A 22,211-nucleotide genomic window follows, 5' to 3' on the forward strand; every position below is an offset into this window, starting at 1 on the left:
CGCCTCGTCCTCGAGCCGAGGTGCTGGGCGCGGCGGAGGGGCAGCTCGAGCTCGTCGTCTTGACCTATCTGCTCGGTTTCGGGGCCGGGCAGCTGCTCTGGGGGCCGGTCAGCGACCGGCTGGGGCGGCGCGGGCCGATCCTGGCGGGGCTCGCGATCTTCGCCCTCGGCTCGGCCGGCTGCGCACTGGCGGCGGCGCCGTGGCAGATCATCGCCTGGCGCATCGTGCAGGCACTTGGGGCGAGCGCGGGGGTTGCGCTGGCGCGCGCGATGGTGCGCGACCTCTACGAGCGGGACCGGGAGGCGCGGGTCCTGTCGACGCTGATGACGGTGATGGCGGTCGCGCCCCTGCTCGGCCCGATGGCCGGGGCGCAGATCCTCGCCGTGGCGAGCTGGCAGGCGATCTTCTGGACGCTGGTCGGGTTCGGGCTCGTCACGATGGCTCTGGTCTCGGCCCTGCCGAAAGCCTGCCGGCGGAGGCGCGCGAGACCGAGCCGCTGCCCCGCAGCCTGGCGGCCTATGGCGTCCTGCTGGGGAACGGCACGCTCATGGCCTATGCCGAGGCGATCGGGTTCTACTACCTGGGCGTGTTCGCCGTGGCCGCGGGCGGGCCCTTCGCCTTCGTCACCTATCACGGCCTGTTCCCGTCCGCCTACGCGCTGGTCTTCGCCAGCGGGGTCGGCGGGCTGATGATCGCCAACATCGCGAATGCGCGGCTCGTCACGCGGATCGGCTCGGACCGGATGCTGCGCTACGGCGCGGGCGGCGCGGCGCTGTTCGGGCTGGTCTTCCTGGCCGTGGCGAGGGCCGATCTGGGCGCCGCCGCGGGGCTGGTCTTGGCCAGCTTCCTGTTCAACGCGCTGAACGGCCTCATCACCGCGAACGCCATCGCCGGGGCGCTGGCGAACGTCACTCGGGGCGCCGGCAGCGCCTCGGCCCTCGTCGGGGCGATCCAGTATGGCAGCGGGATGGTCGGCTCGGCGCTGGTCGGCCTGCTGGCCGACGGCACGCCCGGGCCGATGGGCGCCGTGGCGGCGGTGGCGGGGTGCGGGTGCCTGGCCCTGACCCTCGTCGCCACGCGCCGCGGCGTGTCGCCCGCGTGAGGCGCGGACGATGCCCCGTCGCCGGCCTCAGCCGGAATAGTCGGCGTCCGAGACCTTCTCCATCCAGGTGACGGGCGAGCCGTCCACGGATTCCTGCACCGCAATATGGCTCATCGCGGTCTCAGGCGAGGCGCCGTGCCAGTGCTTCTCGCCCGGCTCGAACCAGACCACGTCGCCGGCCGAGATCTCCTTCACCGGGCCGCCCTCGCGCTGGACGCGGCCCCGGCCGAAGGTGACGATCAGCGCCTGCCCGGCGGGGTGGGTGTGCCAGGCGGTGCGGGCGCCGGGCTCGAAGGTGACATGGGCGCCCATCGCTCGGCCGGGCTCGGTCGAGGCGTAGAGCGGGTCGATGCGGACGGTGCCGGTGAAGTTGGCCTCGGGCCCCGGATTGGACGGGGCGGTGCCGGAACGGGTGATCTTCATGGGGGGGGTCTCCTCTGGGGGGCGCGGCGGCACGAGGGGGGGGCACCGCAGGGACAAGTCCTAGTCGGCGCGCGAGTCGAAGACCTGGCGCGCGACCGGCAGGGCCGAGAAGGTCCGGGGCCAACCGGTGTAGAAGGCGAGATGCCAGCATCGCCCCTGCCTCGTCCTGCGTCAGGCCGTTGTCCATCGCGCGGTTCAGGTGGAACGACATCTGGTCGGGCTGCCCCGCGGCGATCAGCGCCGCGACCGTGACCAGGGAGCGGTCGCGCGGCTCGAGCGCGGGGCGCAGCCAGAGGTCGCGGAAGAGCAGCGCCTCCGTGGTGTCGACGACCCCCTGGCTGGTGTCGCCGTGGGTCTGCTGGACCTGTCGTTGGCGCGCCGCCTCGGCCTCCTCGTCCAGCGGCAGAAGCTCGGGATCGACCGGCGGCAGATCGGCGGCCGCGACGCCGCGCTCGGCGTAGACCGGGGCCAGCACCTCGGCGGCCGCGACGGCGTTGCCCCATCCGGAATAGAACGCGAGATGCGTGATCGTCTCCGACAGCTCCGCCGGGGTGACTCCGGCCTCGAGCGCCAGTTCAGCGTGATCGGCCAGCAGTCCGCTCTCGCCCCGGGTCAACATCGCGGCGAAAGTGACGAGGGCGCGGTCGCGCAGGGGCAACGCCGCGCCGAGCCAGACCTCGCCGAAGAGATCCTCGGTCGAATAGGCCTCCAGCGCCGGGGCGACCTCGCCCACCGCGTCCGGCAGGGTGCCGGCGGGATCCTGGGCCGGAACGGAGGTGGCGGCGAGTGCGGCGGCGGCCGAGGTGGCGGCAAGGAAGCTCTTCATCGGGGCGGTCCCTTCGGAGGTTCGTGTCTGCCCCCGAGGTGGCGCCCCTTCGCCCCGCGTTAATGCCCCGCCGGCCCACCCCGTCCATGAGCCTGCCTCATCAATCGGACCGCTCCCGCAACGCCTCCAGCACGAGGCCGAAGGCGGAGGAGGGCCGCATCCGGCTGGGGTAGTAGAGATGGAATCCCGGGAAGGTCGGACACCATGCGTCGAGGCAGGTCTTCAGCCGCCCCGCCTCCAGCGCCGGCCCCGCCAGCCGGTCCGGCACGAGCGCGAGGCCGTGGCCGTCGATCGCCGCCTGCAGCACCGGATTGATCGTGTTGAAGGTCAGCTGGCCCGACACCTTGACCCGGAACTCCGCCCCGCCCGGCTCCTGGAACTCCCAGGCGTAGAGCTGCCCGTGGGTCGAGAGCCGCAGGTTGATGCAGTCGTGCCCGCCGAGGTCGTGCGGCGTCTCCGGAGCGCCCGCGCGGCCGAGATAGTCCGGCGCGCCCACGCAGATCATCCGCTCGTCCGGCCCGATCCGCATCGAGATCATCCCCTCGCTCACCTGCTCGCCGTAGCGCACGCCGGCATCGCACTGGGCGGAGGCGAGGTCGGTGTAGCCGTATTCCATCACGAACTCGACGTTCACCGCCGGGTGCTCCTTCAGCAGCGGCGAGAGCTTCGGCCAGAGCAGGGTCTCGATCGGATATTCCCCCGCGACGATCCTGACCGTCCCCGAGGGCCGGTCGCGGGAATCGTTCAGCGCCTTCAGCCGCGCCTCGATCATGTCGAAGGCGGGATTGAGGGTCGCCAGCAGGTCCTCCCCCTCCAGCGTCGGGGCGACCGAACGGGTCGTGCGGGTGAGGAGCCGCATCCCGAGCCGCGTCTCCAGCGCCTTGATCGTGTGGCTGAGCGCCGACTGGCTGACATTCAGCCGCGCCGCCGCCCGGGTGAAGCTCCGCTCCTCCGCCACGGCGGCGAGGGCGATCAGGTCATGGATGTTCTCGCGCAGCATCGCGGGTCTCCCGGGCCGGGCGGCCCATGCAAGATTTAGGCGCGGTGCGGAAGGCTTGTCCAATATCCGCTTTCGATCGTGCCGTGACAGCGAACGGGGGATCGCGAGGCAACAAGCTTCTGAGACCAGCGACTTTCCGACCTGACGAGCTGCCGGGGCCCGCAGGGCACACAGAGCGGAGAGGCGACCCGCCGCACCGCCTTCGCCCATCCCGGCCCGCAACCGACCCTCGGGAAAGGCCAACCAGTCGCCTCCCGTTCCGAAGCCGCCGTTCGACGGGGTCGGTTGCTCGAGCCGCTCCCGGCCCCGGGGCGGAAGTGTGTCGCCCCGCTCGACCGTGGGCCTGCTGGCGACGATCGCCACCATGGCCTTCGCCGAGTTCCTCCCCCGGCTCCGATCGCTCCCGCGCCTTCGCTTGACGGGTTGGTACTTCCCGCCCGGCCGAGTGCTCGCGTACCGGGGAGCCGGGCGCGTAGGGTGCCCTTCGCAGAGGTCCGGTCCGGGCGAAGACCTGCGCCGGGAATCTATGCATCGGGTTCGGAAACGGCTGCATGATCCAGCATCGTTCTGCGGATCGGGACCGGGCGGAGCGCAGCGTCGCCGTGGGAGGGCCCTCATTCCAGGGGTCGATTGGTGATCCCGGCAGGATTCGAACCTGCAACCTGCCCCTTAGGAGGGGGCTGCTCTATCCAGTTGAGCCACGGGACCGCCTGCCATCTACCTGCCCGCTCGGGCCCCGGGCGTCAATCGGGGCGGCGACCGGGCGAGCGGAACGACAGGCGGCGGATTGGCAGGGGGGGCCGGCTGCTTTATGCATCGCGCAAGATCGTTGCGCGAAGGATCCGCCGCCCGTGACAGTACCGCCCCGACGACCGCTCACCCTGCGCGACGTGTCCGAGGCGTCGGGGGTCAGCGAGATGACCGTCAGCCGGGTCCTGCGGGACAAGGGCGACGTGTCCGAGGCCACGAGGGCCCGGGTCAAGGCGGCGGCGAAGCGGCTGGGCTACGTGCCGAACCGGATCGCCGGTTCGCTCGCCTCCAGCCGGGTGAACCTCGTCGCCGTGGTGATCCCCTCGCTCAAGAACATGGTCTTTCCCGAGGTGCTCTCCGGTATCTCCGAGACGCTGGCCGGGACCGGGCTGCAGCCGGTCGTCGGCGTGACCGACTACCTGCCCGAACGGGAGGAAGAGGTCCTGTTCGAGATGCTGTCCTGGCGGCCCTCCGGCGTGATCGTCGCGGGGCTCGAACATTCGGAGGCCAGCCGCGCGATGCTGGTCCGGGCCGGCTGCCCGGTGGTCGAGATCATGGATACCGACGGCGATCCGATCGACGCCTGCGTGGGCATCAGTCACCGACGGGCGGGGCGCACCATGGCCGAGGCCATCCTCGAGCAGGGCTACCGCCGGATCGGCTTCCTCGGGACCAAGATGCCGCTCGATCACCGGGCGCGGAAGCGGTTCGAGGGCTTCACCGCCACGCTCGCCCGCGCGGGGATCGAGATCGCGGACCGCGAGTTCTATTCGGGCGGCTCTGCCCTCGCCAAGGGGCGCGAGATGACGCGGACCCTGATGGCGCGGAGTCCGGACCTCGACTTCCTCTACTATTCCAACGACATGATCGGTGCCGGGGGCGTGCTGGAACTGGCCGCGCAGGGCGTCGAGGTGCCGGGCCGGGTCGGCCTGGCCGGGTTCAACGGGGTGGAGCTGCTCGACGGATTGCCGCGCCAGCTCGCGACGATGGATGCCTGCCGGCGCGAGATCGGCCAGCGCGCCGCCGCGATCGTGGCCGGCCGGGTCACCGATCCCGATCTCGCCCGCGCCGCAACCGAGGAGCTGACCCCCCGCCTCGCCTGGGGCGACACGCTGCGCCGCCGCTGAGACGGCGACCAATCATTCGGGCGGGCAGCTCACATAGGTGGTGGCGAAGCCGGCCTGCACGATGACCAGCCGACCGGACGGGCCCTGCATCAGCAGGTAGCGGCGGGTATAGGTCTCTCCCTCGCCGCTGCACTCGGCGTCCCAGAGGATGGCCTCGCCCATGTCGCGCACGTTGGTGGGGTTGGTCAGGCGGCAGCTCGCCTCGGCGAAGGTCAGCTGCGTTCCGGCAACGACGACCCGGGCGTCGGAGAGTGTCTCGCCGCAGGCCCCGACATCGTAGGTTCCGTCCGCCACCTGCGCAGCCAGCGGCCCCGCGCCGAGGGCGGCCAGAAGGCACGCCGCCCGCCCCGCCCGTCCCGCAATTCGTCTCATGCCCGTGCCCCTTGCTCTTCCCCGGGGGAAGAACAGCACGGGGCACGGGCCTCTGTCACCTTCGGGGCGCGGCGCCCGCCCGGATTGCCGGACGGGGCGTCGGTTTTGTGCATCAGGGGGTTAGCGGACGGCGGGACCGGCACCGATCCCGGCAACGGCCGGAGCCGTCCGCCGGCCCCCGCGCCGTCAGCCCTTGATCAGGCCCATGCTCTCGAGCGTCAGCAGGACCTGGTGGGCGCAATTGTCCACGTCGGTCCCTTCGGTCTCGACCCGCAGCTCGGGATGCGCGGGTTCCTCGTAGGGGTCCGAGATGCCGGTGAACTCCTTGATCTTGCCTTCCCGAGCGAGCTTGTAGAGGCCCTTGCGGTCGCGCCGCTCGCATTCCTCGAGACTGGTCGCCACATGCACCTCGACGAAGGCGCCGTATTGCTCGATCTCCTCGCGTACGGCCCGTCGCGTCGCGGTATAGGGCGCGATCGGGGCGCAGATGGCGATGCCGCCGTTCTTGGTGATCTCGCTCGCCACGTAGCCGATGCGGCGGATGTTGAGGTCGCGGTGCTCCTTGCTGAAGCCGAGCTCGGAGGAGAGGTTCTTGCGCACCACGTCGCCGTCGAGCAGCGTCACGGGGCGGCCGCCCATCTCCATCAGCTTGACCATCAGCGCGTTGGCGATGGTGGACTTTCCGCTCCCGGAGAAGCCGGTGAAGAAGACGGTGAAGCCCTGCTTGGAGCGCGGCGGCGAGGTGCGGCGCAGCTCGGCCTCGACTTCCGGGAAGGAGAACCAGTCGGGGATCTCCAGACCTTCCCGAAGCCGCCGGCGCAGTTCCGTGCCGGAGATGTTCAGCACGTTCGCGCCCTCGGGCACCTCGTCGATCGGGTAGTACTGGGCCTTGTCCTCGACATAGACCATCATCTTGAAGTCGACCATCTCGATGCCGATCTCGGCCTGATGCTCGCGCACGAGATCCTGCGCGGCATAGGGGTCGTAGAAATCCTCGCCGGCGGAGTTCTTGCCCGGGCCGGCATGGTCGCGCCCGACGATGAAATGCGTCAGGCCGTGGTTCTTGCGGATGATCGCATGCCACAGCGCCTCGCGCGGGCCACCCATCCGCATGGCGAGGTTCAGGAGCGACAGGTGGGTCGTCGCGGCCGGATACTTGTCCAGCACCGCCTCGTAGCAGCGCACGCGGGTGAAATGATCCACGTCGCCCGGCTTCGTCAGGCCGACGACGGGATGAATCAGCAGGTTCGCCTGCGCCTCGCGTGCGGCGCGGAAGGTCAGTTCCTGGTGCGCGCGGTGCAGCGGGTTGCGGGTCTGGAAGGCCACGACCTTGCGCCAGCCCATCTTGCGGAAATAGGCGCGTAGCTCGTTCGGCGTGTCGCGCCGGGCCTTGAAGTCGTAATGCATCGGCGGCTGCAGGCCGGTCACCGGCCCGCCCAGATAGACCTTGCCGGCGGTATGGTGCAGGTAGTTCACCGCCGGATGCGCCAGGTCGTCGGCGCCGAACACCTTCTCGGCCTCGCGCGCCTTGTCCGGCACCCACTTGTCGGTGACGGTCATCGTGGCGAGGATCACGCCCTCGGCGTCGCGCAGCGCGATGTCGGCGCCTTCCTCGATCCCGTCGGCAAATTTCTCGGACACATCGAGCGTGATCGGCATCGGCCAGAGCGCGCCATCCGCAAGGCGCATCGTCTCGACGACGCTGTCGTAATCCTCGCGCCCCAGGAAGCCCTTCAGCGGGTTGAACCCGCCGTTCATCAGCAGTTCCAGATCGCAGACCTGGCGGGGCGAAAGATCCCAGGACGGCAGCTCCGCCGCCTCGCGCTTCAGCTTCTGCGCGCTGTCGTAGGAGACGTAGAGTTCGGGGACCGGCGTGTGATTGGGCGTCATGGGGACTTCTCGGGATGCAGGTGGTTGCGGGGCGGACGAGTCGCGACGCGGCCTAGGCGCGGCGGGCGACGATGACAAGACCGCCCGCGCCACGCCGCCGCCGGCCGTGACCGCACGGCCGGGGCCGGGTTCTGGGCCTCAGGTCAGGATCCCCGCGATGCCGTCGTAATGCCGAGACAGGCCGCCATGCAGCGGGTAGAGATCGGCCTGCAACGCATGGTAGATGTCGGGCTTGCCGGTGAACTGGATCTCGACCGGGCGCCCCCCGGCATCGATCTCGGGAAACCAGCCGCCTCGCGCCTCGTCGATGAACAGCCGTTCGGCCTGCTGCCACAGATCCTCGTAGAGCGCGGCATCCGCTTCGCGCGGATCGAGCTTCAGCAGGGTTGCCACCGCGCCGATCGCCTCGGTCAGGGGCCACCAGTAGCGGTCGCGGACGCGCTTGGTGCCGTCGAAGTCCAGCGTGTAGCAGAAACCGCCATCCGGCATCGCGGCATCGGCCAGCGCCGTCTCGATCAGCGCCCGGGCGCGGGCCGGGGCGTCGCCCTCCGGCCGGCCCCGCAGGTCCCAGGCCTGCAGCAGCAGCCGCCCCAGCTCGAAGGAATGGCCGGGCGTCGTGCCCTTGGGGCGGAACATCGGATCGCCCTCGTACTCCCTGTCGACCTGCCAGTCGCTGTCGTAATGCTCCGGCAGGCGCCAGCCGTTGGACGCCCCCATCCGGTCGACGAAGAAGGCGAGGATGCGTTCCGCGCGGGTCAGGAAATGCACCTGCCCGGTCACCTCGTAGGCGCTAAGATGCGCCTCTACCCCGTGCATGTTGGCGTTCATGCCCCGGTACTCCGAGAACGGCGACCAGTCGCGCCGGAACTCGTCGGCGGACAGGCCCCTGCCCTCCTCCCAGAACCGCTCCGCGATCACCGCGTCGACCTCTGCCAGCAGCGTGTCCGCGTCGGGGTGGCCCGCCGCTTTCGCCGTGGCGGCGGCGAGAAGGACGAACATGTGCCCGTAGGCGAGCTTGTCGCCCACGACGGGGCCATCCGCATCAAAGGACCACACGAATCCGCCATGCTGGCCGTCCGCGTGCCCGCCGCGCAGGGCGGCCATCCCGGCATCGACGATGTCGGCGCAATCCGGCGCCCCGGCGATCTGGCCCAGCCCGTAGGAATGGACGAGCCGCGTCGTCGTGATCAGTTCCTGCGGGCCGTCCTTCGGGGTGCCGTCCTGCGCCAGCGTGGCGAGCCGGCCGCCGGGGCGCAGGCTGGCACGGAAGAAGTCGAGCTGGCGCAGCGCGTCCTGCCGCATCAGGGCCGGGCGGCCGGTCGCGTGGAAATCGGGGGCGGTGTCGGTCATCTGCTCTCTTCCTCCTGGCGGGGGCTCAGGCCCCCACCTCCACCATCAGGGTCACGATCTCGAAGGGGCGGAAGGACAGCGTCACGCCGTTTCCGTCCAGCTCCAAAGGTCCGGAGGGATCCTCCTCCATCAGGGTGACGCGCCGGACGGATTTCACCGGCAGGCCGAAATCCAGACGGCCGGCGGCGCGCCGGTTCGCGTGCTCGAAGAGGCGCAGCACCAGCGCATCCCCCTCCTCGGCCCGCTTCACGGTCTCGACCGCGACGTTCGGCGCGCTCATCCGGGCCAGGCTGAACGGGCCCTCCGCACTGTCCCCGATCGTCCCGATCAGGCGCGGCGGGTTGTTGAACGCCTCGGCCGCGTGATGGACGACTTCGAGGTCGCCGATCCCGCCGTGCAGCATCAGCGCGTACCGGATCCGGTGCGACCCCTGGTCGGCCTCGGGATGGGGGAAGCGCGGCCCGCGCAGCAGCGTCAGCCCGACCTCGGTCCCGTGGGCGCTGTAGCCGTACTTGCAGTCGTTCAGCAGCGCGGCGCCGAAATCCGCCTCCGACATGTCGACCCAGCGATGCATCGACGCCTCGAACCGCGCGCGGTCCCAGCTGGTGTTGCGATGAGTGGGGCGGGCGACATGGCCGAACTGGATCTCGGCCCGGATCTCGGCGGTGTTCAGGTCGAAGGGGAACAGCGCCTTCAGCACGCTCTCCCGTTCGTGCCAGTCGACATGGGTGTCGAACTCGACCTGCGCCGCGCCCGCCTCCAGCGACACGATCTGCGTGAGCCTCGATCCGCAATAGCGCCGCACGATCCGCAGGGCGGCCCGGTGCGGGCCGGTCTCGACGACCTCCACCTCGGCCGTCTCGCCGAAGGGCCAGGACTGCTCCTCGAAGTACCAGTCGATGTCCCAGGCGCTCCATTCCATCGGCTTGTCCTCGAAGACGATCAGCCGGTTGGCCCGCGCGCCCTCGGGCAGCAGCTCGCGCCCGCGCGCCTTGTCGACGATCGAGGAGATCTCGCCCTCCGGCGTCAGCGTCACCCGCAGGAGCGCGTTCTCCAGCCGGTCCGGCGCGGCCTCGACCGCTCTCGCGCGCGGGGCCGGCGCCTCGGCCCGCGCGATCCCGGTCCAGCCCTGCGCCGGCAGGCCGTGGACCGGCGCGGCACTCACCTCCGTCCCGTCCGCCATGACCAGCCGCTGGGCCGGCTCTGTGATCCCGCCCGAGGCGAGGCCCGCAATCCCGTCCGGAAGGCGCAGCAGGGCGCCCTCCCGGTCGCGGCCGGTGAAGTTGTAGACCCGCGCGCCCTGACCCGAGAGCGCGCGCGCCGCGCGCATCGCGGGGCCGTTCTCGCTGTCCAGCTCGGCGAAGAGCGCGGCGTATTCGGCGTCGGTATCGGCATAGACCTCGGGGATCGAGGTGCCGGGCAGGATGTCGTGGAACTGGTTGACCAGCACGACCTTCCACAGCCGGTCGAGATCGGCGACGGGATACTCCGCCCCCCCGGTGGCATGGGCCAGCGCGGCGAGCCATTCGAGCTCTCGCATCGCGCGCTCCGCCGCGCGGTTGTTGCGCTTCGTCCGGCCGATCGTGGTCAGCGTGCCGCGATGGTATTGCAGGTAGAGCTCGCCCTGCCAGCGCGGATAGCCCGCGCCCGGCGCGTCCATCGCCGCCCCCATCCGCTGCAGGAAGCCGCGCAGCGTGCCGAGATCGACCTTCGGCGCGCCGGGGATTCCCCGCTCGAAGCGCATCCCGCGCTCGATCATCTCGCGCGTCGGCCCGCCGCCGCCATCGCCCCAGCCGTAGCAGATGGCGAGCTCGGACGAGACGGACTTGGGCTCGTAGCGCTTCCACGCGCCCATCACCTCCGAGGCGGACAGGTCGGAATTGTAGGTGGTGAATATCTCGTCGCTCTCGAACTTCTGGGCGACCAGCAGATGCGCCTTCGTGTCGGTCCCGTCGATCCCGCGCCAGAAGAACGTATCGAACGGATGCCGGTCGGTGTCGTTCCAGCTGAGCTTGGACGTGACGAAGTAGTCGAGGCCGGACTTGTCGAGGATCTGCGGCATGTTGGCCGAATAGCCGAACGTGTCGGGCAGCCAGACGCAGGTCGGTGTCACGCCGAACTCGCGCTGGTGGAAGCGGCGGCCGACGAGGATCTGCCGTACCATGCTCTCGCCCGAGACGATGTTGGCGTCGGGCTCGACCCACATCGCGCCCTCGATCTCCAGCTGGCCGCGCGACACCGCCGCCTTCACCTGCTCCCACAGGTCGGGATAATCGCGCTTGAGGAAGTCGTAGACGATGGCCTGGTTGTACATGAAGCGGAAGGCCGGGTACTCGGCCATGTTCGCCAGCGCGGTGGCGAAGCTGCGCCCGCCCTTCTCGCGCGTGTGCAGCACCCGCCAGAGCCAGGCGATGTCGATATGGGTATGGCCGAAGGCCGTGATCACCGGCTGCGCCTCGCTGTCCTGCGCGGCGTAGATCCCGTCCGCGATCCCCCGCGCCTCGTCCAGCGTCGCGGCGAGGCCGTCCGTCAGCCCCTCGCCCCGCCGGTCGAGCGCGCGCAGGGCCCGGTCGATGGCGGCGAAGATCGCGTGCCGCCGGCCGTCCGTCCCGTGCAGGTGCCGGGCCACGTCGAAGGGGGTGCGCAGATCGTGGTAGAGTGCCTCGACCGCCTCGTGTCGCACCATCGGCTCGGCGCCCAGGCCCGCGAGCGGCCGGTCGAAGAAGGTGAAGGCGTCGACATGCACGACGATCTTCGTCCCCGGCACGGCGTCCCGCATCAGGACCAGCTCGGTATGGTTGCCGTCGAGCGCCTGCGCGATCCGCCCGTCGACATAGGCGAGGCACTGGGGATCGGTCGATCCCGGCCGGTCCTGCCACTGCGACGAGATCCGCAGCAGGAAGGTCCTCCCGGCGGCCACCTGCGGGACCTCCACCTCGGCGGCGAACCAGGTATGCCCCTGCTTGCGGGACCAGACGTCGCGGGGCCCGAAGGCGGGCCAGGTCCGCCACTCGGCGGCCAGCGCGGCGGGCGCCTCCATCTCGTCCGGGGCCATGCGCCACTGCACCGCCGCCGGCACCGGCGCCAGCACCTTCGCCGCGAGGTCCGCCAGCAGGCGGTCGAGCTTGCCCTCCTGCTTCACGTCGTCCGTGCTGAGCGACAGCTTCTGCCGCAACGGCGTGGAATAGGTCATGCGCGTGCCTCCTCGGGGCCCCTCCCGGCCTGCCGCCGCGCCCCGGCGCAAGGCAGACCACGTTCGCGCCTCCGCGGCAACGGCCCCTCCGGCGCGGCATCGCGGCTGACGGCGCCGGCGAGGCCGGCATTGTTATTACCCGAAAACCTGATACACAGTCCGGCACCAATTCCGGGGGAGAGACCGTTTGCCCGCCAATTACCGTGTCATCGATCCCGAGACCGACCTCGACGTGCTGAAGGGGCTGGCCTCCGCCCTGCGCGTCCGCATCCTCAAGCTCCTCCATTCCGAGGGGGCGATGAACGTCAACGACATCGCCGCCCGTCTGGACCTGCCGCAATCGACCGTCTCGTCGAACGTGGCGCTGCTGGAGGAAGGGCAGCTGATCCGGACCGAGACGCGCAAGGCGCGCAAGGGCAGTCAGAAGATCTGCATCGCCACGGTCGACGAGGTGCTCGTCTCGTTCAAGGCCGCGCGCGAGACGCTGCCGGCCAATGCCATCGAGGTGGCGATGCCGCTCGGCCTCTACACCTCGTTCGAGTTGAGCGCGCCCTGCGGGCTGTGCACGACCGAGGGGATCGTCGGCCTGCTCGACGTGCCGGACAGCTTCCTCGACCCGGACCGGATGCGGGCGGGGCTGCTCTGGTTCACGCGCGGCCATGTCGAATACCAGTTCCCGAACAACGCCCGGCTGCGCGGCAAGAGGCTGGACGCCGTCGAGTTCGTGATGGAGCTCAGCTCGGAGGTACCGGGCACGCGCGAGGACTGGCCGTCGGACATCACGCTGTCGGTCAACGACACCGAGGTCGGCACCTGGACGTCGCCCGGCGATTTCGGCGACAAGCGGGGCGTCTACACGCCCGACTGGTGGAAGCTGAAGGGCAGCCAGTACGGCATGCTGAAGAGCTGGCGGATCAACGGCGACGGCACCTATGTCGACGGCACCCGGATCTCTCCCGTCACGCTGGCCCAGCTGGGGCTGGAGGAACATCACTCGATCCGGATGCGCGTCGCCGTCAATGCCGGCGCGCGCCATCCCGGCGGGGTGAACATCTTCGGCAAGGGCTTCGGCAATTACGACCAGGACATCGTGATGCGCCTGCATCTCGCCGACTGACCGCGACTTTCGCTTGACGGGCGGCCCTTCCGGCCCGTTATATCCGAATTGAGGATACATACCGGCATTTCGGGCCGGGAGGGAGGACATCATGAAGGCGAGCGTCACGGCGCACCGCACCTACACCGTGTCGAGGATCGACGACCGCGTCTACGGCGCGTTCCTCGAGCATCTGGGCCGCGCGGTCTACGAGGGCATCTACGAGCCCACCCACCCCACCGCCGATGCGAACGGCATGCGCGGCGACGTGGCCAATCTCGTCCGCGAGCTCGATGTCCCCTTCGTCCGCTACCCGGGCGGCAACTTCGTCTCGGCCTACAACTGGGAGGACGGGATCGGGCCGAAGGAGGATAGGCCCACGCGTCTCGACCTCGCCTGGCACACCTCGGAATCGAACGAGGTCGGCATCCACGAATTCGCCGACTGGGCCGAGAGCGTGGGCACCGACATGATGCTGGCGCTGAACCTCGGGACCCGCGGCATCCAGGAGGCGCGGGACTTCGTCGAGTACGTCAACCATCCCGGCGGCAGCGCCTGGTCGGACCTGAGGAAGAAGAACGGCCGCGCCGATCCCTGGAACGTCAAGCTCTGGTGCCTCGGCAACGAGATGGACGGTCCCTGGCAGGTCGGCCACAAGACCGCCTACGAATACGGCCGCCTCGCCAACGAGACGGCCAAGGCGGTGCGCGCCTTCGACAGGAACCTGGAACTCATCGTCTGCGGCTCGTCCCACGCCAACATGCCGACCTATCCCGAATGGGAACGCACGGTGCTGGAAGAGACCTACGACGAGATCGACCACGTCTCGCTGCACATGTACTTCCGCAACCCCGAGAAGAACACGGCCGACTACCTCGCGCTGAACCAGAAGCTCGACGACTACATCGGCACCGTGGCGAGCACGATCCGCTACGTGAAATCCAAGAAGCGGTCGAAGAAGGACGTCACGATCTGCTTCGACGAGTGGAACGTCTGGTACCATTCGAACCAGCAGGACCGCGAGATCCTCGACGGGGCGAACGGCTGGCCCCATGCCCCGGGCCTGCTCGAGGACATCTACAACTTCGAGGACGTACTGCAGGTCGGCTGCGTGCTCAACACGTTCATCCGCAATGCCGATACGGTGAAGCTTGCGGCCATCGCGCAACTGGTGAACGTGATCGCCCCGATCATGACCGAGAAGGGCGGCCGGGCCTGGCGGCAGACCATCTTCTGGCCGTTCTGGTTCGCCTCGCGCTACGGGCGCGGCACCGCGCTGCACCTCGTGACCGACGGGCCGGGCTACGATTGCGCCCACGGCGACAACGTCCCCTTCGTCGACGTCTCGGGCGTCCATGACGAGGCGGCGGGGACCGTCACGCTCTTCGTCGTGAACCGCAGCCAGACCGACACGATCGAGCTGGACACCCGGCTCGCGGGATTCGGCAAGCTGCGGGTCGAGACCCACAAGATGATCCGGCACGACGACCTCGAGGCGGTGAACACCGCCGACAGACCTGACGAGGTCGCGCCCCAGGACGGGACCGGCGCCAGCCTCGATGGCGAGCATCTGACCTGCCCGCTGCCGGCCCTGTCCTACCACGTGATCCGGCTGCGCGCCTGAGCGCTGCCTCCGAACCACCGGCCGGGAAAGCGGGGCCGAACGACTCCCGCGCCCGGCCGGCAGATCGCGCCTCCCGGCGATCGAGAACGGGTCCGCTTCCCTCCCGGGGCGGACCCGTTTTTATCAATCAGCATAACGGGTTTGTATCTGCAAAAGCGTTGACAGGTAGCGGGGAGCGGGTAACCTGTTTCCGCAGCGCCGTGTGGAGGCGGCGCGCATGAAAGGGAGGAGACCATGAAGGGCTTTACCGCCTGGGGCCTTGCGTTCGGTGTCGCGACGCTGACCACGGCCGCCACCGCGCAGGACGAGGCGACGGCACCGCCGATCACCGAGTTCCCGCGCAACGAGACTCTGATCATCCAGAATCCCGAACCGCCGGCGACCAATCCACCGAACTTCAACCTCTGGGTCGCCGGCAACGGCGCGGCTCTGTCGAACGGCAACCAACAGCTCGTCGCCGACACGCTGTGGTTCATCGACCCCGATGCCGGCCTCGACGGGGCCATCTACAACCAGCTCGCCGACGAGGGCTGGCAGTACAACGACGACTTCACCGAGATGACGGCGAGCCTGCGCGAGGGGATCTACTGGTCCGACGGCGAGGAATTCACCGCCGAGGACGTGGTCTACACGGTCGAGACGCAGATGGCGACGCCGGGCATGACCTGGTCGGCCGCCTTCAACGAGAACGTCGAGAGCGTCGAGGCGGTGGACGACTACACCGTCCGCTTCACGCTCAAGGAGCCGAACTCGCGGTTCCACGCGCTGTTCTCGGTCCGCTGGAACGGCGCCTGGATCATGCCGGAGCACATCTTTTCCGAGGTCGATGACGTCACCGCGTTCCAGTTCAACCCGCCCGTGGGCCTCGGCCCCTACACGCTGCATTCCTTCGACCCGAACGGGTCCTGGTATGCCTGGCAGAAGCGCGAGGACTGGGACCGGACCGCGATGGCCCAATGGGGCGAGCCGGGGCCGGAATACATCATCTACCGGTCGATCCCGAACATCGACAACCGCCTGATCGAGATGTCGAACGGCAATCTCGACCTGATCCACGACCTCACGCCCGAGGGCACGTTCTCGATCATCGAGGATCGCGACAGCGTGCGCGGCTGGTTCGAGGGCTTCCCCTACGCCCACCCCGACCCGACCCTGCCGATGATCATCTTCAACACCCAGAACGCACCGTTCGACGACCGGCGCGTCCGCTGGGCGCTGGCGCTGATGCTGGATGCGCGGGCGATGTCGATGGCGTCCTATCGCGGCGCGGCGACGCTGTCGGCGATCTCGGTCCCGCCGACCGGCACCCATCCCGACGACTATCACATGCCGATGCAGGACTGGCTCATCGACTACGAGCTCGATCTCGGCAACGGCGAGACGATCCAGCCCTACGATCCCAATATCGGCATGCAGATCGCCGACATGGTGCGGCCGCAATTCGGCGACGAGGTGCCGACCGACGAGGCGGCGATCCAGCGGGCCTTCGGCTACGGCTGGTGGCGTCAGGACATCGACGCGGCGACGACGCTGCTCGAGCAGGCCGGCTTCACCAAGGACGGGAACACCTGGATGACCCCGGAGGGCGAGCCCTTCGAGTTCACCATCAACACGTTCTCCGAAGGGGTCATCAACCGGCTCGGCACGATCATCGCCCAGCAATGGTCGCAGCAGGGGATCGAGGTGACGCCGCTGGCCGATCCGCAGATCTTCGGCACCACGCTGCCGCTCGGCGATTTCGACGTGGCGACGGCCTGGTCGGTGGAGACGTGGGGCGGCGATCCCGACCTGTCGTTCTTCCTCGACAGCTGGCATTCCGACTTCGTGGTAGAGCCGGGCGAGCGTCAGCCCTCGCGCAACTGGCAGCGCTGGGAGAACGAGGAGCTCGACCGCATCATCGAGGAGATCCGCGTCACCGAGTTCACCGACCCGCGCAACCTCGAGCTCGGGCAGGAATTCGTGCGCCTGATGGTCGAGGAGATGCCGGTGATCCCGGTCATGTCCTACAACGTCTTCTCGGTCTACGACACGGCCTACTGGGAAGGCTGGCCCACGGCGGAGGAGAACCCCTACGCCAACATCGTGAACAACTGGGCGAACTCGAAGTACATCTTCACCCAGCTCACGCCGACGGGCGCCGAGTGACCTGACGCCAGCCCCGCCCGGCCGCATCCCGGCCGGGCGGGGTCTTCCCCGCGCCATCCCCCCCAGCCGGACGAGACCCCCGATGAGAGGCTACTTCCTCTTCGCCGCGAAGCGGTTCCTGCAACTGGCCGTCGTCGTGTTCGCCGGCACCTCCGCCGCCTTCCTGGTCGCGCATTTCTCGCCCATCAGCCCGGTCGAGACGATCATCGGCCGCGTCTCGGGGCAGTCGTCCTTCTCTCCGACCGCCGTCGAGTCGCTGCGCGCGACGCTGACCGAGCTCTTCGGCTACGACCAGCCGCTCTGGCAGCAATACCTGAATTTCTGGGGCCGCTTCATCCAGGGCGATCTCGGCCCGTCGCTCATCGCCTTTCCGACCCCGGCGATGGAGCTGGTGATGCGCGCCCTGCCCTGGACCGTGGGCCTGCTGACGGTCGCCATCGTCATCTCGTGGATCCTCGGCAACCTGCTCGGCGGGCTTGCCGGCTACTTCCAGGACAACCGCATCCTCAAGTCGATCGGCGTGGTCGCCATCGGGATCCAGCCGATCCCCTACTACATCATCGCCTTCCTGCTCGTGATCCTGTTCGGCTACGTCTGGCCGGTCATGCCGATCTCGGGCGGCTTCGCGATGAGCGTGCGCCCCGCCTGGTCGGTGGACTTCGTCCTCTCCGTCCTCTGGCACTCGCTGCTGCCCGCCTTCTCGCTGGTGGTGGCGGGGATCGGGACGTGGTTCTTCGGGATGCGGGCCCTCGTCTCCAACATCGTGACCGAGGATTACGTGACCTATGCCGACCTCGCCGGGGTGGACCGCCGCACGGTGGTCGGCGGCTACGTGATGCGCAACGCGCTCGTCCCGCAGCTGACCGCGCTCGCCATGGCCCTGGGCGGCATCTTCTCGGGCACGATCATCACCGAACAGGTGTTCAACTATCCCGGGCTCGGCTCGCTGCTGATCCGTGCGGTCAACGGCGGCGACAGCGGCCTCGTCCTCGCGGTGTCCTGCGTGGCGGTGATCGCGGTGGCCTCGGCCATCTTCATCATCGACCTGCTGCATCCGCTTCTCGATCCGCGCGTGAGGGTGGGCTGAGCCATGCTGACGACGTTCCGCGACCTCTTCCGCTACAACATCGAATTCCGCATCGGAATCGTGCTGGTGGCCATCGTCACGGTCTTCGCCGGGCTGAGCTGGTTCTCCCCCTACCCGCCGGAGATGATCTACGTCGTGGTCCCCGACCAGCCGCCCAGCGCGGAATACTGGTTCGGCACGAATTCCCGTGGGCAGGACCTGTTCTGGAACCTGACCTTCGCCTTCCGCAACACGCTGGGCTTCGGTCTGCTGGTCGCGCTGCTGAGCCGGATCATCTCGATCACGGTCGGCATGACGGCCGGCTATCTCGGCGGCTGGACCGACCGGGCGCTGATGTTCGTAAACGACATCTTCGTCGCCCTGCCGATCTTCCCGATCCTCATCCTCTTCTACTTCGTCCTGCGCAACGATCTCGACATGGTGACGCTGGCGATCATCATGGCCTGCCTCGGCTGGCCCTTCGACGCCCGCCTGATCCGGTCCGTCGCGCTGGGCCTGCGCCACCGCGAGTTCACGCGGCAGGCCATCTTCGCCGGGATGAACCCCGCCAGGATCATGTTCCAGGAGCATCTGCCCTTCGTCATGCCCATCGTCTTCTCCACCGCCATGGCCAACATGATCTGGTCCATCGGCTTCGAGGTCACGCTCGGCGTGCTCGGCTTCACCAATCTCAACATCCCCACCATCGGCACGACGCTCTACTGGGCGAACAACCACTCGGCCCTGGTGGTCGGTACCTGGTGGTGGATCATCATCCCGGTGGTGCTGATCGTGATCGCCTTCCTCGGGCTCTTCCTGCTGGCGGTGTCGATGAACGAGCATATCGACCCGCGCTCGCGCCTGCGCCGGATGGGGACGGGCGTATGAGCGATCCGATCCTGACGGTCGAGGGGCTGAAGGCGTATTACCGCGTCGGGCAGTTCGGCAAGAATCTGGACATCCGCGCCGTCGACGACGTGACGATGCAGATCGAACGGGGCGAGATCTACGGCATCGCGGGCGAAAGCTCCTCGGGCAAGACCTCGCTCATCAAGGTGCTCGCCGCCGCGATCCGCCCGCCCCTGCAGGTGATCGACGGATCGGTCCGCTACGATTTCGGCGGCAGGATCATCGACCCGACCAAGGCCTCGAAGGCCGAGCTGGCCGAGATCCGCTGGAAGCACCTGAGCTACATCATGCAGGGCTCGATGAGCGTGCTGAATCCGGTGCGCCGGATCGAGCAGACCTTCCGCGACTTCGCGCAGCGGCCGCTGGGGCTGAGCGGCGCCGCGTTCCGCGCGCGAGTGGAGGAGCATCTCGACCATCTCAAGCTTCCGACCTCGGTCCTGCGCTCCTACCCGCACGAATTGTCGGGGGGGATGCGGCAGCGCGTGACCATCGGCCTCGCCACCGTCTGCCGCCCGGAATTCATGATCGCGGACGAGCCGACGACCGCGCTCGACGTGGTGGTCCAGAAGGAAGTGCTCTCGCTGCTGCGGACCGTCCAGCAGGAGATGGGCGCCTCGATCATCTTCGTCACCCACGACATGAGCGTGCATGCCAACATGACCGACCGGATCGGCATCGTCTATGCGGGCCGCCTGGTGGAGGAGGGGCCGACCCGCACGCTCTTCACCCAGCCCAAGCATCCCTACACCGCGCATCTGGTGGCGAGCCTGCCGATGATCGGCGACACACGGCCCCGCCCTGCTCTGGAAGGGCGCCCCCCCAGCCTTGCCGACCCGCCGAAGGGGTGCCGCTTCCATCCCCGCTGCCCGATGGCGACCGAGATCTGCTCGCGCGAGGTGCCGCCGCTCGAGAGCGTCGGCGACCGGCACCGCAGCGCCTGCTGGCACGCGGACGAGGTCAGGCCACTGGTGGAGCCGGCCTTCGACAAGGCGGCCGGGGGGGTGCGGGCATGAGCACGATCCTCGACGTCGCGAACGTCTCCAAGTCCTTCCCCTCCGGCGGGATCCTGTCGCGCAACACCGTCGACGCCGTCGTCGGCGCCGACTTCCAGATCGAGGAGGACCGGCCCGAGATCTTCACCATCGTCGGCGAATCCGGGTCGGGAAAGACGACCCTCGCCCGGATGATCCTCGGGCTCGAGGCGCCGAGCTCGGGCGAGGTGCAATTCCGGGGCGAGCCGGTTTCCACCTCGCTCGGCGGCAGGCAGCGGCGCGCCTTCATGAAGGCGGTGCAGCCGGTCTTCCAGAACCCCTTCGAGGCGTTCAATCCGCTGAAGCGCGTGGACCGCTACATCGCCAGCACCGCGACGGCCTTCCGCGACCTCAAGGGCCGCAAGGCGGTGGACGAGGCGATGGACGAGGCGCTGGTCAGCGTCGGCCTGTCCCTGGCCGAGGTGCGGGGCCGCTTCCCGCACGAGCTCTCGGGCGGGCAGCTCCAGCGGGCGGCCATCGCGCGCGCGCTGGTCTGCAAGCCGGACCTGCTGGTCGCGGACGAGCCCGTCTCGATGGTCGACGCCTCGCTGCGGATGGCGATCGTGAACCTGCTGCGGTCCCTGCGCGACGATCTGGGCGTCAGCGTGATCTACATCACCCACGACCTCGCCACCGCCTACTACATCTCGGACCGGATCATCATCATGCAGAAGGGCCGCGTGGTGGAGATGGGGCCGGCCCGCGCCGTGCTCGACGATCCGCAGCATCCCTATTCGCGGCTGCTCAAGGCCTCTGTCCTGTCGCTCGACAATCCGGGCGGCGGCGACCTCACCCCCGCGCGCGACCTGATCGCCGCCAGCGACGACGTGCTCGCCCGCGCGGGACAGAGCCGTCTGGTCGATATCGGGGACGGACGGCGGGTCCGGCAATACGGCTGATCGCGGGTCCGCCCCCCGGCGGACCCGATCCGGGCGCCGGAAGCCGGGCCCGCGGCGGTCAGCCGAACATGTCGGTGATGATCGAGGTGTACCAGCCCAGGCTCTCGCGGTAGGTCGCGGCGCGCACCTCCTCGCTCTCGCCGGTCTCGGAGACGAACCCGCCGAGCGACTTGATCCCCTCGTCCGTCGCCTCGTAGGTCGCACCGACCTTCACCCCGTCCTCGGTGTCGATCAGCGACCAGCAGGTGTTCGAGAACCGCGCCGGAAAGGCGGTGGAGCCGGTGAGTTCGGCCACGATGGCGTTCGCCGCGACCTTGGCCTGGCTGTTCGCCGCGAAGCCCGACTTGGGCATCTCGCCCTGCGCCGCGCTGTCGCCGAGGACGTGGATCGCGGGATCGACGGTCGAGGACAGGTCGTAGGCCGAGACGGGCGCCCAGTCGCCGCCCCCGGTCAGGTCGGCCTGCTGCACGATCCGCCCCGCCGTCATCGCCGGGATGACGTTGCAGACATCGACCGGGATCGCCTCGCCGTCGATCGTCAGCGTCATCGCCGCCGGGTCGACCTCCAAGTTGCCTCCGCCGGCCTCGGGCCCGATCCGCTCGATCATGCCGGGATAATGCGTCTGCCACCCCTCCTCGAAGAGGCCCTGCTTGGAGAAGCTCTCCTTGGGGTCCGCGATCAGGATCTTGGCCGTCGGGTTCGTCTCGCGCAGGACATGGGCGACCATCGACACCCGCTCGTAGGGGCCGGGCGGGCAGCGATAGGGGTTGGGCGGGGCGACCATCGCGAAGGTGCCGCCCTCCGGCATGGCCAGGACCTGCGCGCGCAGGAGCTCGGTCTGGCTGCCGGCCTTGTACGCATGGGGCATCGCGTTCTGCGCCGACACGTCCCAGCCCGGCACGGCGCCGTCCTTGAAGTCGATGCCGGGCGACAGGACGAGCCTGTCGTAGGGCAGCGTCGCGCCGTTCGCCGTGCTCACCGTCCGGGCGTCGCGGTCGATCCCGGTCACCCAGTCGTGGACGACGTTGATCCCGTATTCCGACGCCAGGGTGCCGTAGGAATGGCGCAGGGTGTCGATCTCGCGGAAGCCGCCGAGATAGAGGTTCGAGAAGAAGCAGGTGTAGTAATCCCGGCTCGGCTCGATCAGCGTCACCTCGACCGCGCCGGCCGAATCGCGCGCGATGTAGCGCGCCGCCGTGGCCCCGCCGGCGCCGCCGCCGACCACGACGACCTTCGCCATCCCGCCATGCGCCGCGCCCATCACCATCGGTGCCGAGAGCGTCGAGGCCGCCGCGATCGTGCCGCCGAGAAATCCGCGCCTGTGAATCGTCCTGCGCAAGGTCATGTCGTCTCCTCCTCGTGTTCCGTGCCCGAGGCTACAGCCTCGCGCCGCCCGGGTAACCCGAAA

Annotated in this window: 16 protein-coding genes, 1 tRNA gene and 2 pseudogenes; 10 read left to right on the forward strand and 9 right to left on the reverse strand. The window is 69.1% G+C overall.

The window, feature by feature from the left end; translation table 11 throughout:
- Positions 1-20 precede the first annotated feature (20 nt).
- A pseudogene (locus BUE30_RS18255) lies at positions 21-488 on the forward strand (MFS transporter); the annotation flags it as partial.
- A gap of 59 nt (positions 489-547) precedes the next feature.
- The gene (locus BUE30_RS18050; RefSeq protein ID WP_244526350.1) at positions 548-1,102 is read left to right on the forward strand and encodes an MFS transporter; all 555 of its coding nucleotides are present in this window, start codon (positions 548-550) and stop codon (positions 1,100-1,102) included.
- 27 nt (positions 1,103-1,129) lie between these two features.
- On the opposite strand, the gene BUE30_RS11585 is transcribed toward BUE30_RS18050, so the two are convergent.
- From BUE30_RS11585 to BUE30_RS11600, 4 genes and pseudogenes are all read right to left on the reverse strand, one after another.
- Positions 1,130-1,525 carry a (R)-mandelonitrile lyase gene (locus tag BUE30_RS11585; RefSeq protein WP_073330607.1) on the reverse strand — a complete coding sequence of 132 codons (396 nt, stop codon included), beginning with the start codon at positions 1,523-1,525 and terminating at the stop codon, positions 1,130-1,132.
- A 196-nt stretch (positions 1,526-1,721) separates the two neighbouring features.
- A pseudogene (locus tag BUE30_RS11590) lies at positions 1,722-2,351 on the reverse strand (carboxymuconolactone decarboxylase family protein); the annotation flags it as partial.
- Positions 2,352-2,451: 100 nt separating this feature from the next.
- Complete coding sequence (locus BUE30_RS11595) at positions 2,452-3,351, reverse strand: LysR family transcriptional regulator (RefSeq protein ID WP_073330609.1); 900 nt, start codon at positions 3,349-3,351, stop codon at positions 2,452-2,454.
- 631 nt (positions 3,352-3,982) lie between these two features.
- Positions 3,983-4,059, reverse strand: a tRNA-Arg gene (locus tag BUE30_RS11600).
- Positions 4,060-4,202: 143 nt separating this feature from the next.
- On the opposite strand from BUE30_RS11600, the gene BUE30_RS11605 reads away from it, so the two are divergent.
- Positions 4,203-5,228: a LacI family DNA-binding transcriptional regulator gene (locus BUE30_RS11605; protein ID WP_073330612.1), complete on the forward strand. Its 1,026-nt coding sequence runs from the start codon at positions 4,203-4,205 to the stop codon at positions 5,226-5,228.
- A gap of 12 nt (positions 5,229-5,240) precedes the next feature.
- Here BUE30_RS11605 and BUE30_RS11610 read toward each other — a convergent pair whose 3' ends face one another.
- From BUE30_RS11610 to BUE30_RS11625, 4 genes are all read right to left on the reverse strand, one after another.
- Positions 5,241-5,600 carry a hypothetical protein gene (locus tag BUE30_RS11610; RefSeq protein ID WP_139300551.1) on the reverse strand — a complete coding sequence of 120 codons (360 nt, stop codon included), beginning with the start codon at positions 5,598-5,600 and terminating at the stop codon, positions 5,241-5,243.
- Between the two features lie 186 nt (positions 5,601-5,786).
- Positions 5,787-7,490: a bifunctional sulfate adenylyltransferase/adenylylsulfate kinase gene (locus BUE30_RS11615; RefSeq protein ID WP_073330618.1), complete on the reverse strand. Its 1,704-nt coding sequence runs from the start codon at positions 7,488-7,490 to the stop codon at positions 5,787-5,789.
- Positions 7,491-7,628: 138 nt separating this feature from the next.
- Positions 7,629-8,840: an AGE family epimerase/isomerase gene (locus BUE30_RS11620; protein WP_073330621.1), complete on the reverse strand. Its 1,212-nt coding sequence runs from the start codon at positions 8,838-8,840 to the stop codon at positions 7,629-7,631.
- A gap of 25 nt (positions 8,841-8,865) precedes the next feature.
- Positions 8,866-12,033, reverse strand: a complete 3,168-nt coding sequence (locus BUE30_RS11625; protein WP_083601365.1) for an alpha-mannosidase — start codon at positions 12,031-12,033, stop codon at positions 8,866-8,868.
- A 187-nt stretch (positions 12,034-12,220) separates the two neighbouring features.
- Between BUE30_RS11625 and BUE30_RS11630 the strand changes: the two genes are divergently transcribed.
- The 7 genes from BUE30_RS11630 (at position 12,221) to BUE30_RS11660 (ending at position 20,803) form a co-directional block, all read left to right on the forward strand.
- Positions 12,221-13,150, forward strand: a complete 930-nt coding sequence (locus tag BUE30_RS11630; RefSeq protein WP_073330624.1) for an ArsR/SmtB family transcription factor — start codon at positions 12,221-12,223, stop codon at positions 13,148-13,150.
- 91 nt (positions 13,151-13,241) lie between these two features.
- Complete coding sequence (gene arfA / locus BUE30_RS11635) at positions 13,242-14,753, forward strand: arabinosylfuranosidase ArfA (protein WP_073330627.1); 1,512 nt, start codon at positions 13,242-13,244, stop codon at positions 14,751-14,753.
- A gap of 234 nt (positions 14,754-14,987) precedes the next feature.
- A complete protein-coding gene (locus BUE30_RS11640; protein WP_073330630.1) occupies positions 14,988-16,898 on the forward strand; it encodes an ABC transporter substrate-binding protein in 1,911 nt (636 codons plus the stop codon).
- 82 nt (positions 16,899-16,980) lie between these two features.
- A complete protein-coding gene (locus BUE30_RS11645) occupies positions 16,981-17,985 on the forward strand; it encodes an ABC transporter permease (RefSeq protein WP_073330633.1) in 1,005 nt (334 codons plus the stop codon).
- Positions 17,986-17,988: 3 nt separating this feature from the next.
- Entirely contained in the window at positions 17,989-18,852 is an 864-nt protein-coding gene (locus BUE30_RS11650) for an ABC transporter permease (protein WP_073330636.1), read from the forward strand.
- Positions 18,849-19,886: an ABC transporter ATP-binding protein gene (locus BUE30_RS11655; RefSeq protein WP_073330638.1), complete on the forward strand. Its 1,038-nt coding sequence runs from the start codon at positions 18,849-18,851 to the stop codon at positions 19,884-19,886. The genes BUE30_RS11650 and BUE30_RS11655 overlap by 4 nt, the downstream gene beginning before the upstream one ends.
- Complete coding sequence (locus BUE30_RS11660) at positions 19,883-20,803, forward strand: ABC transporter ATP-binding protein (RefSeq protein WP_073330641.1); 921 nt, start codon at positions 19,883-19,885, stop codon at positions 20,801-20,803. The genes BUE30_RS11655 and BUE30_RS11660 overlap by 4 nt, the downstream gene beginning before the upstream one ends.
- A gap of 58 nt (positions 20,804-20,861) precedes the next feature.
- Here the strand turns inward: BUE30_RS11660 and BUE30_RS11665 are convergent, their stop codons facing one another.
- Positions 20,862-22,148, reverse strand: coding sequence for an NAD(P)/FAD-dependent oxidoreductase (locus BUE30_RS11665; protein WP_073330644.1), 1,287 nt, complete (start codon positions 22,146-22,148; stop codon positions 20,862-20,864).
- Positions 22,149-22,211: the final 63 nt, after the last annotated feature.

Origin of the sequence: Wenxinia saemankumensis (assembly GCF_900141735.1) — a bacterium.
Lineage (GTDB): Bacteria > Pseudomonadota > Alphaproteobacteria > Rhodobacterales > Rhodobacteraceae > Wenxinia > Wenxinia saemankumensis.